Origin of the sequence: Acetobacter lovaniensis (genome assembly GCF_014207635.1) — a bacterium.
GTDB lineage: Bacteria > Pseudomonadota > Alphaproteobacteria > Acetobacterales > Acetobacteraceae > Acetobacter > Acetobacter lovaniensis.
The window spans coordinates 489,122-505,354 of record NZ_JACHIE010000001.1 but is presented as its reverse complement, the minus strand read 5'-3'; the positions used below and the strand labels follow the sequence as shown (position 1 = coordinate 505,354).

Annotated in this window: 13 protein-coding genes; 6 read left to right on the top strand and 7 right to left on the bottom strand. The window is 59.4% G+C overall.

What is annotated here, in order from left to right; genetic code table 11:
* The first annotated feature begins 5 nt into the window (after positions 1–5).
* Positions 6–503 (top strand): NADH-quinone oxidoreductase subunit B family protein, encoded by a 498-nt coding sequence (locus HNR55_RS02325; protein ID WP_166110750.1) that lies wholly within the window; start codon positions 6–8, stop codon positions 501–503.
* Here the strand turns inward: HNR55_RS02325 and HNR55_RS02320 are convergent.
* The 6 genes from HNR55_RS02320 to aroB form a co-directional block, all read right to left on the bottom strand.
* Entirely contained in the window at positions 492–1,382 is an 891-nt protein-coding gene (locus tag HNR55_RS02320) for a CDP-alcohol phosphatidyltransferase family protein (protein WP_166110747.1), read from the bottom strand. The two genes, HNR55_RS02325 and HNR55_RS02320, sit on opposite strands and share 12 nt — an antisense overlap.
* Before the next feature lie 7 nt (positions 1,383–1,389).
* Entirely contained in the window at positions 1,390–2,079 is a 690-nt protein-coding gene (locus tag HNR55_RS02315) for a phosphatidylserine decarboxylase (protein ID WP_166110744.1), read from the bottom strand.
* 92 nt (positions 2,080–2,171) lie between these two features.
* On the bottom strand, positions 2,172–4,817 hold the full coding sequence (gene alaS / locus HNR55_RS02310) for an alanine--tRNA ligase (RefSeq protein ID WP_166111259.1): 2,646 nt from the start codon (positions 4,815–4,817) through the stop codon (positions 2,172–2,174).
* A gap of 153 nt (positions 4,818–4,970) precedes the next feature.
* Complete coding sequence (locus HNR55_RS02305) at positions 4,971–5,468, bottom strand: GtrA family protein (RefSeq protein WP_166110741.1); 498 nt, start codon at positions 5,466–5,468, stop codon at positions 4,971–4,973.
* A 582-nt stretch (positions 5,469–6,050) separates the two neighbouring features.
* Positions 6,051–7,139 carry an OmpA family protein gene (locus HNR55_RS02300; protein WP_166110738.1) on the bottom strand — a complete coding sequence of 363 codons (1,089 nt, stop codon included), beginning with the start codon at positions 7,137–7,139 and terminating at the stop codon, positions 6,051–6,053.
* A 348-nt stretch (positions 7,140–7,487) separates the two neighbouring features.
* Positions 7,488–9,218, bottom strand: coding sequence for a 3-dehydroquinate synthase (aroB, locus tag HNR55_RS02295; RefSeq protein ID WP_166110735.1), 1,731 nt, complete (start codon positions 9,216–9,218; stop codon positions 7,488–7,490).
* A 65-nt stretch (positions 9,219–9,283) separates the two neighbouring features.
* Here aroB and HNR55_RS02290 point away from each other — a divergent pair, with 65 nt between their 5' ends.
* From HNR55_RS02290 to HNR55_RS02280, 3 genes are all read left to right on the top strand, one after another.
* Positions 9,284–9,544: a hypothetical protein gene (locus tag HNR55_RS02290; protein WP_166110732.1), complete on the top strand. Its 261-nt coding sequence runs from the start codon at positions 9,284–9,286 to the stop codon at positions 9,542–9,544.
* On the top strand, positions 9,541–10,473 hold the full coding sequence (locus HNR55_RS02285) for a tyrosine recombinase (RefSeq protein WP_264813728.1): 933 nt from the start codon (positions 9,541–9,543) through the stop codon (positions 10,471–10,473). Before HNR55_RS02290 ends, HNR55_RS02285 begins: the two co-directional genes overlap by 4 nt.
* Before the next feature lie 82 nt (positions 10,474–10,555).
* A complete protein-coding gene (locus HNR55_RS02280; RefSeq protein ID WP_166110729.1) occupies positions 10,556–11,512 on the top strand; it encodes an acetyl-CoA carboxylase carboxyltransferase subunit alpha in 957 nt (318 codons plus the stop codon).
* Between the two features lie 61 nt (positions 11,513–11,573).
* On the opposite strand, the gene HNR55_RS02275 is transcribed toward HNR55_RS02280, so the two are convergent.
* The gene (locus HNR55_RS02275) at positions 11,574–12,326 is read right to left on the bottom strand and encodes a competence/damage-inducible protein A (protein WP_095349027.1); all 753 of its coding nucleotides are present in this window, start codon (positions 12,324–12,326) and stop codon (positions 11,574–11,576) included.
* A 155-nt stretch (positions 12,327–12,481) separates the two neighbouring features.
* On the opposite strand from HNR55_RS02275, the gene HNR55_RS02270 reads away from it, so the two are divergent.
* Complete coding sequence (locus tag HNR55_RS02270; protein WP_166110726.1) at positions 12,482–14,101, top strand: lysine--tRNA ligase; 1,620 nt, start codon at positions 12,482–12,484, stop codon at positions 14,099–14,101.
* A 17-nt stretch (positions 14,102–14,118) separates the two neighbouring features.
* A complete protein-coding gene (locus HNR55_RS02265) occupies positions 14,119–16,185 on the top strand; it encodes a lysylphosphatidylglycerol synthase domain-containing protein (RefSeq protein WP_242005380.1) in 2,067 nt (688 codons plus the stop codon).
* The last annotated feature ends 48 nt before the right edge of the window (positions 16,186–16,233 follow it).

The window sequence follows — 16,233 nt, the reverse complement described above, 5'->3', positions numbered from 1 at the left end:
CAGTCATGGGGCTGATCCGCGCGGTCATGAATACGGTGTTCTGGAAAGAGCGGCAAAAGCGCAAACCATTGGGTCCGCGCTGGCCTTTGCTGCTTTTTCATGTGGATACGGGGGGCTGTGGTGGCTGTGGCATGGAGCTACAGGCCATGACCTGCCTGCCGTATGACATGCAGGGAGCGGGGTTCGGGTTTGTAAACTCTCCCCGCTCGGCCGATGTGCTGCTGGTCACCGGGGCTTTAACCCGCACCATGGCGCCTGTGTTGCAGGCGGCATGGGAGGCCATGCCAAACCCCAAAGGCATTATCAGCATTGGCACCTGCGCACTGGATGGCGGCGTATTTAGCGAAAATTATGCCGTTATGGGGGGGCTGGAGCGGCGCGTATCGGTCGATCTGGCCATTACGGGTTGCCCACCCAGCCCGCAGGAAATCCTGAATGGGCTGTGCTCCCTGCTCGGGAGTGCGGCGCAGGGCGGCAAAAAGGAAACGCCCTCAGGGGGATGAGGGCGTTTCGGTATCGTCTTTATGCAGGTCTTCAGCCGCTTTTTTCAGTTTGAGAAAACTGCGGCGGCTCAAGGGGAGCAGAACCATATAGATCACGCCCGCCGCAGCCAGTGCGGCCCACGGGTCTGCCACCAGCACCACTGCGTAAATGCCGGTCCCCAGCATAAGGGGCAGCACAAACTGGGCCGGAACCTTGAAGTTTTTAAAGGACCAGACCGGAAGGGTGGAAACCAGCAGCAGCGCGGTGCTGGTCAAGGTAAAGTCCGGCAGCCATGGCAGGCGGGTCAGGTTGTAAAGCCAGTCTATGCCCAGTTTTTGTGCTTCCAGCCCCAAAAAGAGCGGAAAAAGCGCAAGCCCGGCTCCGGCAGGGGCGGGCACGCCAGTAAAAAAGTTGCTGGCATATTTGGGTTTCAGCTCTTCCCCATCCAGATTGGCGTTAAAGCGCGCCAGCCTGAGCGCCATGCAGACCGTAAAGAGCAGGCAGGGCAGAAAAGCGTAGCGGTTACTGTCCTTGATCGCCCAGAAATACAGCAGGAACGAAGGTGCTACCCCAAAGCACAGAAAGTCGGAAAGGCTGTCAAATTCCGCGCCAAAGCGTGTGGCCCCGCGCAGCATGCGGGCAATGCGCCCGTCCAGCCCATCAATAAAGGCGGAAATGAGCAATGCTGCCGCAGCCGCCTGAAAACGTCCTTCAATGGCAAAGCGCATGCCCATCAGGCCCGCGCAAAGCCCCAGCATTGTCAGAATGTTGGGAATCAGGCGGTTAAAGGAAGGGCCGCGGCTTTTGTTGCGCACACGCCGCTTGCGGTGGCGTGGGCGCGGCGCATCCGTTTGCTCGGTCAGGACCACTGAAGGAGATGTTGGTGTGGGGAGTGTCACGGGCTTGTCAGAGACGCGCCATGACGGTCTCACCGCCAACCATGGTCTGACCAACAGCTACCAGCGGTTCAACGCCGGGTGGCAGATACAGGTCGGTGCGTGACCCAAAGCGGATCAGGCCGAAGCGTTCGCCCGCTTCCACTTTTGTACCTTCGTTGACGGAGCAGACAATCCGGCGTGCAACCAGCCCAGCAATCTGCACCACGGCCAGCATGCGGCCATCTGGCAGGGTCAGGCTGAGCACATTGCGTTCATTCTGCTCGGAGGCCTTGTCCAGACTTGCGTTCAGGAACAGGCCCGGGTGGTAGGCAATACGGGTAACCGTCCCTGCAGCGGGCATACGGTTTACATGCACATCCAGAACGGACAGGAAGGTGGCAATCCGCCATACCGGGGTTTCGCCCATACCCAGTTCCTTGGGGGGGGCAATTTTTTCAATGGACACAATATGCCCATCCGCAGGGGCCACCGCCACGTCATTACGGGCAGGTGTTACACGCTCCGGGTCCCGGAAAAAATAGAGGCAGAAGCCAAAAAAGCCGGTGCTGGCATGGCCAAGCAGGCGCAGCTTGGGGCAGCGCAGCTTGCGGCCAAGCAGGTAGGACACAACGGACACCGCGCCCGATGCCAGCAAAAACGGGCGGGCTTCGGGGTGGGGGCGTGCGACAACAAGTTTAAGGGATGCAAGTAAAGACATAACGCAATCCTTACGCCAAAGGCGCACCAAAGGGAAGCAGCGGGACAGGGGAGTAAGGTCTGCTCCGCTGCTTCGTTTTCAGGGCGTCTGTGTCAGACGGCTTCTTTCAGCACATCGCGTACGGCGGCAAAGGCCGCATCCGCTGCTGCACCATCCGGGCCACCGGCCTGAGCCATGTCCGGGCGGCCACCGCCACCTTTGCCACCCATGGCCACGCTGGCTGCCTGGACCAGAGTCACGGCGCTGACCTTCTCGGTCAGGGCTGGGGCTACGGCCGCCACAACACTGCCTTTGCCTTCAGCGCAGGAAATCAGGACCACCACATCGGCTTCGCCCTGCTTGAGAATGGTTTCTGCCAGCCCTTTCAACTCACGTGCGGGGGTTTCTCCCACATTGCGTGTGGCCAGGCGGGTTGCCCCCACTTTTTCCACGCCAGCAGCGGCAACGCTGCCTGTCGCCATCTGGCGTTGCAGATTGGCAATCTGGCGTTCCATGGCCTTGCGTTCTTCCAGCAGGGTAGCCAGCCGTTCGGGGGCATCGGCCACGCTCACCTTCATCATGCTGGCAAGCTGGAGCAGCCTCTGCTCGTTGGCCGCCGTCAGGGATTCGGCAGCTTTGCCTGCTACGGCCTCGATACGCCGCACACCGGCGGAAACACCGTTTTCGGCCACAATACGGAACTGCCCGATATCCCCCGTGCGGCTGACATGTGTGCCGCCACACAGTTCCATGGACCACGCACCCTTGCCATCTTCAGATGGGCCCATGGCCACAACGCGAACCTCATCGCCGTATTTTTCGCCAAACAGGGCGGTTGCCCCTTCGGCAATGGCTTCTTCGGGGGTCATGGAGCGGGTGGTCACGGCCGCATTCTGGCGAATACGGTGGTTCACTTCGGCCTCAATATCCGCCAGTTCTTCCGCCGTAATCGGGCGGGGCTGGCTGACGTCAAAGCGCAGACGGTCCGGGGTGTTCAGGCTGCCTTTTTGCGCCACATGCGCACCAAGGCGGCGGCGCAGGGCTTCGTGCAGCAGGTGGGTGGCCGAGTGGTGGGCGCGTATGGCCGAACGGCGGTCATGGTCCACGGTGGCGGTTACAGCCATGCCGGGCCTGAGCGTTCCTTCGGTGACCGTGCCGTAATGCACAATCAGGTCACCTGCTTTTTTCTGTGTATCGCGGATGGCGATCTTCAGCCCTTTGGCGGTCAAAAAGCCTGTATCGCCCGCCTGACCACCACTTTCACCATAAAATGGTGTCTGGTTGAGCAGCACGGCAACTTCCTGCCCGATCGTGGCTTCCGGCAGGAACGCGTTGCCTGCAACAAGGGCCAGAACTTCGCCATCAGCCTGCTCGGTGGAATAGCCAAGGAACTCGGAGGCACCAAACCTGTCGCGGGCTTCAAACCAGATGGTTTCGACCGCTGTATCGCCAGAGCCGGTCCAGGCCGCGCGGGCACGCTGGCGCTGGATGGTCATGGCGTCATCAAAGCCTTTTACATCCACATCGTGGCCACTACCGCGCAGGGCGTCCTGCGTCAGATCTAGCGGAAAGCCGAATGTGTCATACAGGCGGAAGGCCACATCACCGGGGAGCGGTGCGCCGGAGGCCAGCTTGCTCTTTTCGTCGTCCAGCAGGTGCAGGCCGCGGTCGAGCATGGCTTTAAAGCGTTCTTCCTCTCCGCGCATGGTTTCACGGATCAGGGCTTCCCCATGCACCAGTTCGGGGTAGGCCGAACCCATCTGCTGGATCAGGGCTGGTAGCAGCTTGTAAAAAATCGGGTCCGTGGTGCCCATCATGTGCAGATGGCGCATGGCCCGACGCATGATCCGGCGCAGCACATAACCGCGGCCATCCTTGGAGGGCAGAACACCATCGGCAATAAGGAACGCGGTGGAACGCAGGTGGTCGGCCACAACGCGGTGACTGGCCTTGAAGGGGCCATCCACGGCCTGATGTGTCAGTTCCGCTGACGCGTTGATGAGCGATACAAACGTGTCCGTATCGTAGTTGTCACGCTTGCCCTGCATGATGGCGGCAAAGCGTTCCAGCCCCAGACCCGTATCAATGGAAGGGCGGGGCAGGGGGGAACGTGTGCCCGGAGGGTCCTCGAAATACTGCATGAACACGAGGTTCCAGATTTCGACAAACCGATCGCCATCTTCATCGGGGGAGCCGGGAGGGCCGCCGGGAACATCGGGGCCGTGATCATAAAAAATCTCGGAGCAGGGGCCGCAGGGACCGGTATCGCCCATCCGCCAGAAGTTGTCGGAAGTGGGGATGCGGATAATGCGACTGTCATCCAGCCCTGCAATGGAGCGCCACAGACCGGCGGCTTCTTCATCCTCAGCAAAGACGGTTACAAGCAGCTTGTCCGGGGAGATGCCAAAACCCTTGGTAATCAGGTTCCATGCCAGCTCTATGGCCTGCGGTTTGAAATAATCCCCGAAGGAAAAATTCCCCATCATTTCAAAGAACGTATGGTGCCGGGCCGTGTAGCCAACGTTATCCAGATCGTTGTGCTTGCCGCCAGCGCGCACAACCTTCTGTGCGGTTGTTGCGCGGGAATAGGGGCGTGTTTCCTGCCCCGTAAACACGTTTTTGAACTGGACCATCCCTGCGTTGGTAAACAGCAGGGTTGGGTCGTTGCTCGGCACGAGGGACGAGGAGGGGACGATCTGGTGGCCCTTGCTGGCAAAATAGTCCAGAAAAGCGGTGCGGATTTCATTTGTTGTCAGCATGGCGTGAGGCAGCAAAGTCCTGAAACTGGTTGAGCGCATAAGATCCTCCCGCAGAGCGATGGATGATGCTTACGACCGGGTGATACGCGCAGTATTCTCTTAAACCTGTGGGTAAATGTAGCGCACCCTGTGCTTCTCTGAAAGAGGGCAGGATTATGGCTCTGCGTTGTGTGTGGGGTCGGTGGAGGTGAGTTGCACTGTCATTTCTGCAAGCTCAAGTGCCGAGGTGGGTGGTTTTTCACGAAAAACCAGTTTTTGCGTCAGGTTGAAGTTGGCGAACAGCCCCGCAAAACAGCCGCAGATCAGGGCCAGAACCGGGTAACGGACGCAAAGGGGAAAGAGGTAAAACAGCGTATAGACTGTTCCACGGTTAAGAAAAAACCCCAGACTGTTGGCGGAGAGGAATCGCAGCCATTGCAGGACCGGATGGTCGTGGTGAGTAGCGCCACGGAATGTCCATAAACTGTTCAGAATCCAGTTGAACGTTGTGGCAATAAAATAGGCAGCCAGCGTTGCTGCGGTTAACCCGATAACAGGGCGCAGAGCATAAACAGAGCCTGTGTCCCACAGGAAACCAAAACTGCCGACAACACAAAATTTAAAAAAACGTAAAAGACGTGGGGACGGCCTGAACGGAAGGACTGAACGCATATCCAGCAAAAGTCAGAAAAAAATGATCAGGGCAAGATATAAAAACGGGGGGCATGGAAGCCTCGTCTTAACGCTGTTCTGGAATGCCTCAAGGAGCAGTAACGGCCTGTCTTGCGGATAGCCCCTTTCCTGCGTGCCGTGCGTAGCGTGACGCAGGCCTATTGAGAGCCATGATCAGAAGAGGTGTGATGGATATGCAACAGATAGTAGCATGCATGGCAGCATATCACTGGCCGAAGGGCTGGTACCTGCTGTTTGTGATTCTATGTTTGATAATACCTGACATGACGGAGCATTTTATACGGCCTGTTACCGCAAGTAACTGAAGATACAAGGTTTTTTAATGTGACTTGCAGAAGCATGAAACGCCTGATCTGCTTTTTCAAGACTATAAATTTAAATATACAATCATATCACCACGCTGTTCTTGGTGATCGGCAGTAATGCAAAAAGCTGTTGAGAATAAAGTTCCATAAAAAAATGATCAAATATGCAGGCTTGGCTTCTGGGCAAGCGGGCATAAAAAAAGAGGCACCCGAAGGTGCCTCCCTTTTTGTTCCGAGGAAACCCGGAGCAGACCGATTAGTGGAGGATGATTTCCACGCGACGGTTCTGCGGTTCGCGGGTGTTCGGGCCGGTCGGTACCAGCGGATGGGCTTCACCATAACCGTGGATGTCGATGGCAGCAGCCGGAACGCCGTCATGAACCAGTTCAGCCTTCACGCTTTCAGCACGACGCAGGGACAGGCCCAGGTTGTACTTTTCGCCGCGCGGGCCGGGGTGAGCTGCGGAGTTATCGGTGTAACCGTTAACTTCGATGCGGGTGGTCTGAACGTGGGTGGAAGCCTGAGCAGCTTCAGCCACGATCTGACGAGCGCGTGCGCTCAGGACAGACTTATCCCAGTCGAAGAACACGAGGTAGGAACGTGCCGGCAGCGGAGCCGGAGCAGCAACGATCGGAGCAGCCGGCGGCGGGGGCGGCGGAGCCGTGTCGAACGCATAACGCAGGCCAACCATGAACAGGTGGTTGAAGCGATGGTCAACGCTGGTGCGGTCCGTACCGGAGCGAACGTCATCGAACTGGCCGTTACGGAAGGAGCCGGGCTGACCGATCATACGGTACTGCGCGGTCACCTGGAAGCCAGGGATACCCGTGTCGAATGCTGCACCGACGATGGCCTGGTAAGCAAAGCCACCCTTCGTGCCGCGGTAGCCGGGAGCGGAACCAAAGCTCTGGTGTTCCTGCGTCCACAGGTAGCCAGCACCGGCACCGATGAACGGAGTAACCGGCACGTTGTTGATGCCGAACTTCGTCAGGTCGAAGTCATACAGAGCGTTGATGAAGCCACCGTAGGAAGAATCCTTACCGTGGTTGCGCGAGCCATTGCCCGTGTTGCCGCTCAGGTTGGAACGCAGGTAGGTGCCTTCCACTTCAGCGCGCAGGCCGTTACCGAAGCCCCAGCCGACGGAGCCGTAACCGGTCCAGCCGCTTTTGTGGCCAACCTTGTTGGAGCCGGGTTCAGAACCAGCTTTGGTTTTGAACGTCTGGGTCTGGGTCAGGTCGTAGCCGCCGCCAAGGTCGACATACGGGCCGGTGATGGTGGTGGCGGATGCGGCCGCCGGAGCCGCTGCCATCAGGGTTGTTGCGAGTAACGCCGTGCGGAGACGCATTTTTTGTCCTCAATATTTCATCTAGGTGAGCCTGTTCTACCAATTACTGGCGTAACTGACCACCCGATGCACCAAAAATTCGTATAAAGCAGTCACCACTCATTCGGGAGAGGCGACCCTTCATACTCTTGTCGACTAAAAGACACAGCAGTGCTTTCGTTGCAACAGCTCATTTTGCAGCATGAACATGAACTGGCTGCATGCTGCACTGGAGTTGCTTCAGTTTACTGTGTCCAATAGCTCTGCCACTGCAGATTTAAGCCATGCTCTCGCGCCAGAATAAGGCGGAATTGAGGCTTATTGCAAAAATACAACACCTCAAAATGAAAGTGTGAGACCGTCTATCTGTCACCCCTGCGCGCCATCACAGATCAGAACTTCCCTGACTGCATCTGCAGGAACGTCCTGTGTTGTAAAGGCACGACCGATTCCGTGGGCAAGAACGAACGACAGACGCCCGTCCTGCATTTTCTTGTCCCGTTGCATGTGGGCCATCAGGTCTTCCACGGCAAAGGTGTGGGGCAGGTCCCGGATATGCGTAGGCATATTCAGGCTTTCCAGATGTTGTGTCACGCGGAGTTGATCCTGCTCCGGGCAAAGTCCGAGCCTGACTGAAAGCGCAAAGGCCAGATTCAGCCCGATGGATACGGCCTCGCCATGCAGCAGGCGGCCATCGTAGCCAAGCTCGGCTTCCAGCGCGTGGCCAAAGGTATGGCCTAGGTTGAGCAGCGCGCGCCCGTTGCTTTTCTGTTCCTCACGCTCATCTGCGGCCACAACGCGGGCCTTGAAGGCGCAGGCCTGCCGCACGGCTTCGGCCAGTGCTTCAGGCTCCTGGTCCAGCACGGCGGCGCCGTGTTTTTCGCACCAGTTAAACAGAGCCGGGTCACCGATCAGGCCGGATTTGACGATTTCGGCATACCCCGCAACCAGTTCGCGCCGGGGGAGGGTGCTGAGCGTGGTCACATCAGCCAGCACACATAAAGGCTGATGGAACGCGCCCAGCAGGTTTTTGCCCCAGCGTGTGTTGATGCCTGTTTTGCCACCCACAGAAGAATCGACCTGCGAAAGCAGGGTGGTGGGGATTTGCACAAAAGGCAGTCCGCGCAGGGTGGTGGCCGCCACAAACCCGGCCAGATCCCCTACGACTCCTCCACCAAGGGCGATGATTGTTGTGCGCCGTTCCACGCCCTGTTCCAGAATCGCGTCTGTCAGGTGCTGGTAAATGGTCAGGCATTTGCTCTGCTCGCCTGGCGTTACGCGCAGGCTGCGGGTGCGTACGCCTGTTTCACGCAGCGAATCCTCCAGCTTCTGCAGGTAAAGCGGCGCTACGGTGCTGTCGGTAATGATGATGGCGTTTTTCTGTGGAAGCACCGGAGCCAGCAGCCCGCCTGCCCGGCTGATCAGGTCTGTGCCGATCACCACATCATAGGACGTTCTGGCCAGCGACACAGGCAGCCGCAACGGGCGGCGGGACAGGGCAAGCGCTTCCATAACGCGGGTTGTGGTGTGTTCCACGTTGTTGTCTCCACAATCGACAATAATCTCGGCCTCGGCATAGACCGGGTGGCGGATGGTCATCAGCCGGTCCAGCACATCTCTGGGGGATGCGGTGTTGAGCAGCGGCCTGTGTGTGCGCCCCGCCACGCGGCGGAGCAGCACGGGCAGCGGGCAGCGCAGCCAGACCGAAACCGCCTGCCTGCGCACCAGAGCGCGGGTCTGGGAATCCATGAACGCGCCGCCCCCGGTCGCCAGCACCATGGGGGGGCCTTCAAGCAGGCGGCGAATCACCCGGCGCTCGCCATCGCGGAACGCGCTTTCGCCATAAAGCTGGAACACATCGGCAATGGAGCAGCCAGCGGCGCGCTCGATCTCAACATCGGCGTCAACAAAAGGCAGACCGAGTCTGGCGGCAAGGTGGCGGCCCACCGTTGTTTTGCCTGCACCCATAAGGCCGACCAGCACAATGCTGCGCCCCGAGGTCATGCCCGTGCTGCTGGGGTTGCGGACAATCCGCTCCAGATCAAGCGGGATAGGCGGCGGGTCTGTGGTTGGGGAGGGGGGAGAGATACGTGATGACATAAAGCCTAGCTTAACATAGAGCAGAAAGAACACACCTATATCTGTTGTAAGGGGAGCCCGCCCGAATGAGCCGTATGGTTCTGATCGTTTTTGCCGTTGTTGTTCTTGGCGCGCTGGGAGGCTTTGCCGCCCTTGGGGTTGCCGGTCGGCCGCCCGTGCCGCAGCCCGTCCACCATGACCTGCCTTTTGCGGCCGAAGCGGTGGCAACAACCCCTTCCGTTGCCGTACCTCCGGCTCCTGCTGTGCCAGTTGTAACGCCTGTTGTGCCAGCAGCCCCTGCACAGGTCAGCATTTCTCCCACAGTGCAGGCTCCCGCTCACCCGTGAGCAACGCGGAAGGCTGTGTAGAGCTTTTTCTGGAAATGCAGGCCGCCGAGCGTGCGGCCGCCCCCAATACCCTGCTGGCGTATCAGGCTGATCTTGCATCCTGTGCACAGAGTTTGCTGGCCGTGGGGCAGACCCTGCGCACGGCGAGTGCTGACGGCCTGCGTGGCTGGCTGGCGGACCTGTCCGCACAGGCGCAGTCGCGCCGTACCGTGGCGCGCCGCCTGTCGTGCATAAAGCAGTTCTACCTGTTTTTACTGCGTGAGGGCCTGCGGGCGGATAACCCGGCCGAGCACCTCGATTCCCCCCGTGCGGAGCAGGCTCTGCCACGCTTTTTGTCCGAATCGGAAGTGCTGGCCCTGCTTGATGCCTGCGTGGAGCCAGAAGGAGCCTCCCCCACCAAAAAGCGTCGGGCTTTGGTGGCGCGGGCAGCGCTGGAACTGCTGTATGCGTCGGGGTTGCGGATTTCTGAGCTGCTGGTGCTGCCCCGGCAGGCTCTGGCGGGGGACCAGCGCATGCTCAGCGTGCGCGGCAAAGGCGGGCGGGAGCGGCTTGTCCCGCTTTCAGGGAGTGCCCGGCAGGCGGCCAGTGCGCTTGTGCAGGCCGATGCAGGGCTGAACAGCCCCTATCTTTTTCCCGGACGCGACCCCGCACGGGCCATGACCCGGCAGGCTTTTGACCGGATTCTGCATGATGTGGGGTTAAAGGCCGGGCTGGACCCTGCGCGTCTTTCCCCCCACGTGTTGCGCCATTCCTTTGCGACCCACCTGCTTGCGCATGGGGCGGACCTGCGTGCGCTGCAAATGCTGCTGGGGCATGCGGATATCGCCACAACCCAGATTTATACTCATGTGCAGACCGAGCGGCTGCGGCAGGTTGTGGCCGAACATCACCCGCTCTCAGCCTCCCAAAACACGGCTTTGGACGATTGAGAGCGTAAAAAGCACATCCAGAACACATTTGGATGCACGAAGTGACTTGGCTTTAAGCGCCATTGTGCTATCGGCTTTGCTCATGCGTCAGTTTCTGGAATTTGAAAAGCCCGTCGCCGAACTCGAGAACAAGATCGACGAACTGCGGCAGATGACCGACCCCGAAGGGGTCAATATAGAAGAAGAGACGGCCCGCCTTTCTGATAAGGCGGAAAAGCACCTGCGCACGATCTACGCCAAGCTCACACCTTGGCAGAAAGTGCAGGTGGCCCGTCATGCCCAGCGTCCGCACACGCAGGACTATATTGGTCGGCTCATAGCGGATTTTACGCCGTTGGCAGGCGACCGGCTGTTTGGGGATGACAAGGCCATTATTGGTGGTATAGGCCGTTTTGATGGCATGCCCGTAATGGTAATCGGAACCGAGCGCGGCTCGGACCTGGAAACCCGGCTCCAGCACAACTTTGGCATGGCCCGGCCCGAAGGCTACCGCAAGGCCCAGCGGCTGATGAAGATGGCTGGCCAGTTCAATCTGCCGATTCTCACCTTTATTGATACGGCAGGCGCATGGCCGGGCATTGATGCGGAGCAGCGTGGGCAGGCCGAAGCCATTGCCCGCTCCATTGCGACCTGTTTTGACGCTCCTGTTCCCCTGATCGCCACGGTTATTGGTGAAGGTGGGTCAGGTGGTGCGGTGGCGCTGGGAGCTGGGGATCGGGTTCTTATGCTCGAACACGCCATTTACTCCGTTATCTCGCCCGAGGCCTGTGCCTCCATCCTGTGGCGTGACCCCAAGCAGGCCAGCACGGCAGCGGAAACGCTGCGTCTGACTGCTCAGGACCTCAAGCGTCTTGGCCTGATCGACCAGATCATTCCCGAACCCGTGGGGGGCGCCCAGCGTGACCCGGCCGCCGCTATGGACGCGGTACGGGGTGTGCTGGGTGCGATGCTGAAAGACCTGCTGCCGCTGGCGCCGGAAAAGCTGAAGGAACTGCGCCGCGAGAAGTTTCTGGCTATGGGGCGTGAAGCCCTGCACTGAACCGCACCACACCTGACCGCACTACTCCGGCGCGGTCAGCAGGATGCGGGTATCAAGCGGATCAGACAGGCGGTTCACCTTCCACGGGTGAGCCGCCTTTTTCTTTGAGCAGGTCGTGGATGGCCTGTGCCGCATCGTTCACGCGCTGCTTGTCCTGACCTTTGGCTACAAGAGCCACGCCGTGGCCACCTTCACGGTGGAACGGGTAAGAGCCAATATCCAGATCGGTAAAGCGCTCCTGAATGGCCTCCAGCCCATCGGCCAGCGCGCCCTCACCCAGCAGCGTTGTGTGCCATGTGCGCGAAAAAACAGGCGCGCCTTTCTGCAAGGTCGGGGCCAGTTCTTCAAACATGGCGCGCATGATGCGGGGGACGCCAGCCAGCACATGTACATTGCCAATGCTAAAGCCCGGCGCAATGGAGACGGGGTTGGCAATGGGGGTTGCCCCTTTGGGCAGTTTGGCCATGCGCTGGCGGGCTGTATTGAAGTTTTCCGGCCCAAAGCGTTCTTGCAGCACGGCAAAGGTGGGGGCATGAATTTCCCACGGTACCCCAAAGGCTTCGGCTACGCAGGGGGATGTGATGTCATCATGCGTCGGGCCAATGCCGCCGGTTGTAAACACCTCGTCAAAGCGGGCGCGTAATTCCGTGACCGTGTTGATGATGGTGGCCCTGATGTCGGGGATCACGCGGATTTCGACCAGGGGAATCCCCAGTTCTCCCAGCCGGAGCGCCAGAAACTGGATGTTGTCGTCCCGTGTGCGGCCAGAAAGGATTTCGTTACCAATAAGAATGAGTGCGGAAGTGCGGCGCATGACTCGGGTTTGACCTTTTGTTCTGGGCTTCTTGACTGCCCGCAAGGATGGAGCGGAGTGTTTGCGGGGTCAATGGGCGTAAAAATTACACCCCGAAGGGTGTCCTGCGCGTTTTTGCATTGACCGGGTGCCACGCAATTCATAGCTTCCCGCGCATGTCAGATAGCCAAACAGCATCCGCTTCCGATCTTCCGCGCGCGTGGCCTTTTGAAGAGGCGCGCAAACTGGCCGATCATGTTGCAACACGTAGCAGCACAGGCGCCGATGAGCGCCCGGCTCTGCTGGAAACCGGGTATGGCCCTTCCGGCCTGCCTCATATCGGTACCTTTGGTGAGGTCGCGCGCACGTCCTGGGTGCGGCAGGCCTATACGGCGCTTACGGGCCGTCCGTCGCGCCTGCTGGCTTTTTCGGATGACATGGACGCCCTGCGCAAGGTGCCCGATAACGTGCCCCAGCGTGAGATGCTTCAGAAGTACATAGGGCAGCCTCTCTCCCGCGTGCCGGACCCGTTTGGCACACACGAGTCGTTTGCAGCGCACAATAACGCCCGACTCTGCGCGTTTCTGGACAGCTTCGGGTTTGAATACGAATTTGCATCCTCCACCCAGTATTACACCTCCGGCCGGTTTGATGCGGCCCTGCGGCGGGTGCTGGAAGTACACGACCAGATTCTGGCCGTAATCCTGCCCACACTGGGGCCGGACCGCCGGGCAACCTATTCGCCCGTTCTGCCGCTGCACCCCCGTACGGGAGAGGTCATGCAGGTTAAAATGGACGCGATTGATGCCGCGGCAGGCACAGTGCGCTGGACCGACCCCGCAACTGGCGAGGTGTTTGAAACGCCGGTCACAGGTGGCCATGCCAAAATGCAGTGGAAGGCCGACTGGGCCATGCGCTGGTATGCGCTGGGTGTTGATTACGAAATGTCGGGCAAGGATTTGATCGACAGCGTGCGCCTGTCTGGCCGCATCTGCAAAATTCTGGGCGGCACACCGCCAGCGGGCCTGACCTACGAACTGTTTCTGGATGAGCAGGGGCAAAAAATCTCCAAATCCAAGGGCAATGGCCTGTCGGTGGAAGAGTGGCTGCGTTATGCCCCGCCAGAAAGCCTTGGCCAGTTCATGTTCAACCAGCCGCAGCGGGCCAAACGGCTGTATTTTGATGTGATCCCCAAAACGGCGGATGACTACCTGACCCACGTGGACAAGGCGCGCGCCCTTCAGGCAGAAAACCCGGCAGGGAATGACCTGCGGGCAAACCCCGCATGGTTCATCCACAAAGGCAGCGTGCCTGAGGATGCAGGAAGCCCCGTACCGTTTGGCATGCTGCTCAATCTGGCCAGCGTTGCCAATGCGGATACGCCCGAAGTGCTGTGGGGCTTTATCCGCCGTTACGACAGTGCCGTGTCACCGCAGACGCATCCCATGCTGGCCGAACTGGTCAAGCATGCCATTGCTTATTACGCGGACTTTGTCCGCCCTGCCAAAACCTTCCGTGCTCCAACGGATAAGGAACGCGCGGCACTTGTGGATCTGGCCGAAACCCTGCGGGGTTTTGAAGGGGAGGCGGCGGACGCATCCATCTTGCAGAATCTGGTGTTTGAAATTGGCAAACGCCACGGGTTTGAACCGCTCAGAAGCTGGTTCGCCTGCCTGTATGAGGTGCTTCTGGGGCAAACAGAAGGGCCACGCTTTGGTGGTTTTGTTGCACTGTACGGTGTGCCGGAAACCATTGCCCTTATAGACGCCGCCCTCTTGCGAGATACGCAGGTTTAAGCAGGGTCAGGCAATAGATGACACAGATGCCCCAGCTCCCCGACCAGCAACCTGACCTCCACGGAGGGGAAAAGGGATGGAAAAAGCGGCTGAGGCATCTTCCCCATCTGGTCGGGCTGGTGCTGATGGTGGCGGCCATTCTTGTGGTGCAGCATGAGGTGCGGCACCTGAAAATGACCGACATCCGGCAGGCCATGGAGGCTATTCCCGCCTTCCAGCTATGGGCGGCTGTTGGCTGCACGCTGCTTTCTTACTTTATTCTGTCTTTTTACGACCGGCTGGCCGCCATTCAGGTCGGGTATGGGCACTTGCCTTTCCGCCGGGCGGCGTTTGCGGCTTTCTGCTCCTATGTGCTGTCGCATAACCTTGGTTTTTCGGCGGTTTCGGGGGCTGCGGTCCGGTACAGGCTGTACCGCAACTGGGGCGTTAACGCCTTTGCCATTACTCAGATTATTGCCTTTTGCTCCGCCACCTACCTTCTGGGGGCTGCGGTCCTTATTGGGGCGGTGCTTATTCTGGAGCCTTCGGTGCTGCCCGGTATTGGCAACCGCGTGCCGCAGGTGGTGCTGGCCTTTGTGGGCGGGCTGCTGTGGCTGATGGTGGCCGGGTATATCGGGTTGTCCTTCTGGCTGCGCGAATTCCGGTTCCGTAAATGGGTCATTGCGTTGCCATCCCCCCGCATGGCTTTCATGCAGACCGTGGTGGCTACGGCAGAAGTTGCAGCAACCGCCAGCATAGCTTTTGTGCTGCTGCCCAAAGGATGCGGGGTGGATTTTGGTCCTTTTCTGGCCATCTATATTGCATCCTACACGGCGGGGCTGGTGGCGAGTGTGCCTGGCGGGCTGGGGGTGTTTGATGGGGCCATGCTGCTGGCGCTCGGCCCGTATATGCCTGCCCCCCAGATTCTGGGTGTGGTGCTGATTTTCCGCCTTTTTTACTACATTATTCCCCTCTTTCTGGCGGGCATGATGTTTGCCGGGCATGAGCTGTTCCTGCGGGGGGATGCCGCTCTTGCCAAAAAGAAGAACCGCAAACGCGGCAAGGATGCGCAGGTTGTCCGGCGCAGGCCCAGTCAGGTTGTGCGCGAGAGCGAGGCGGCTTTTTCTGTTGCCGTGGCAACGGGCGCTGTCTCGCTTTGTGGTGTGCTGCTGCTCTGCCTTGTGCTTATGGAGCCGATGCCCAAATTTTCCATGCTGCCGGACACGTTTGCAGGGCTTGTGCATGTGGGAGGGAACTATCTGCTCTCCCTTATGGGGGTTGCGCTGATTGGCATGGCCATTGGCCTTTCCCAGCGGGTAACGCTGGCATGGCGGGGGGCTCTGGGCCTGTTGCTGGTGGCAACGGTCATGACCTTCCTGCGTGGGAACACAATTTTTGTACCTGTTATGCTGGGGTTGTCCGCGCTGTTTATTGCGCCGTTCCGGAACTGCTACTATCGCCGGGCCGAATTGCTGAGCGAGCCGCTCTCGCGCTCCAATCTTCTGTGTCTGTTGCTGTTTTTTGCCTGCATTATTGCTCTGGCCACGCGCAATGCCGGGGCGGGGAGCTGGTGGCAGCTTATTCTTGCCTCCCCCGCGCATGGGGCCGTACGCTGGACCGTGGCACTGGCGGTGCTGCTGGCTCTGGTCGTGCTGGCACGGTTGATGTGGCCTGCCCGTATTCCTATCCAGTCATGGACGCAGGATATGGCCGAGCATTACGGAACGCTCGAACACGCCCTGCCTGACATTGCAGACATGAAGCCCGAAGGCTTTGTGGAGGGGGAGGCAGGGGATGCGGTTATTCCCTTTATCCACCGTGGGAACCTACTCGTCGGGCTGGGGGACCCTGCCGGTGGGGAGGATGACAGCATTTCGGCCATCTGGCGGTTGCGGGATCTGGCCTTGCAGCAGGGGCTGCGGCTTGCCTTCTGGCAGGTGGGGGGCAGCTTTATCCGGATTTACAACGACATCGGGCTGAATGTGTGGCCGCTTGAAGATGGCAGCAATACGCATCTGTGTTATCCGCCGGAGGATATTGCTCTGGTATCGCGTTTTGTAAAAACCTATAAAGCTAACCGGGACGTAACCCACGTTCCCCTTTGATCGGCTTATGGGCTGGAAGATGTTTGTGTTGGAGTTTCGGATAGGGTT

Coding starts and splice junctions, on each gene's coding strand:
- HNR55_RS02290 (WP_166110732.1), top strand. CDS start 9,284: ATGAGCCGTATGGTTCTGATCGTTTTTGCCGTTGTTGTTCTTGGCGCG.
- HNR55_RS02305 (WP_166110741.1), bottom strand. CDS start 5,468: ATGCGTTCAGTCCTTCCGTTCAGGCCGTCCCCACGTCTTTTACGTTTT.
- HNR55_RS02300 (WP_166110738.1), bottom strand. CDS start 7,139: ATGCGTCTCCGCACGGCGTTACTCGCAACAACCCTGATGGCAGCGGCT.
- HNR55_RS02265 (WP_242005380.1), top strand. CDS start 14,119: ATGACACAGATGCCCCAGCTCCCCGACCAGCAACCTGACCTCCACGGA.
- HNR55_RS02325 (WP_166110750.1), top strand. CDS start 6: ATGGGGCTGATCCGCGCGGTCATGAATACGGTGTTCTGGAAAGAGCGG.
- HNR55_RS02280 (WP_166110729.1), top strand. CDS start 10,556: ATGCGTCAGTTTCTGGAATTTGAAAAGCCCGTCGCCGAACTCGAGAAC.
- HNR55_RS02315 (WP_166110744.1), bottom strand. CDS start 2,079: ATGTCTTTACTTGCATCCCTTAAACTTGTTGTCGCACGCCCCCACCCC.
- aroB (WP_166110735.1), bottom strand. CDS start 9,218: ATGTCATCACGTATCTCTCCCCCCTCCCCAACCACAGACCCGCCGCCT.
- alaS (WP_166111259.1), bottom strand. CDS start 4,817: ATGCTGACAACAAATGAAATCCGCACCGCTTTTCTGGACTATTTTGCC.
- HNR55_RS02270 (WP_166110726.1), top strand. CDS start 12,482: ATGTCAGATAGCCAAACAGCATCCGCTTCCGATCTTCCGCGCGCGTGG.
- HNR55_RS02275 (WP_095349027.1), bottom strand. CDS start 12,326: ATGCGCCGCACTTCCGCACTCATTCTTATTGGTAACGAAATCCTTTCT.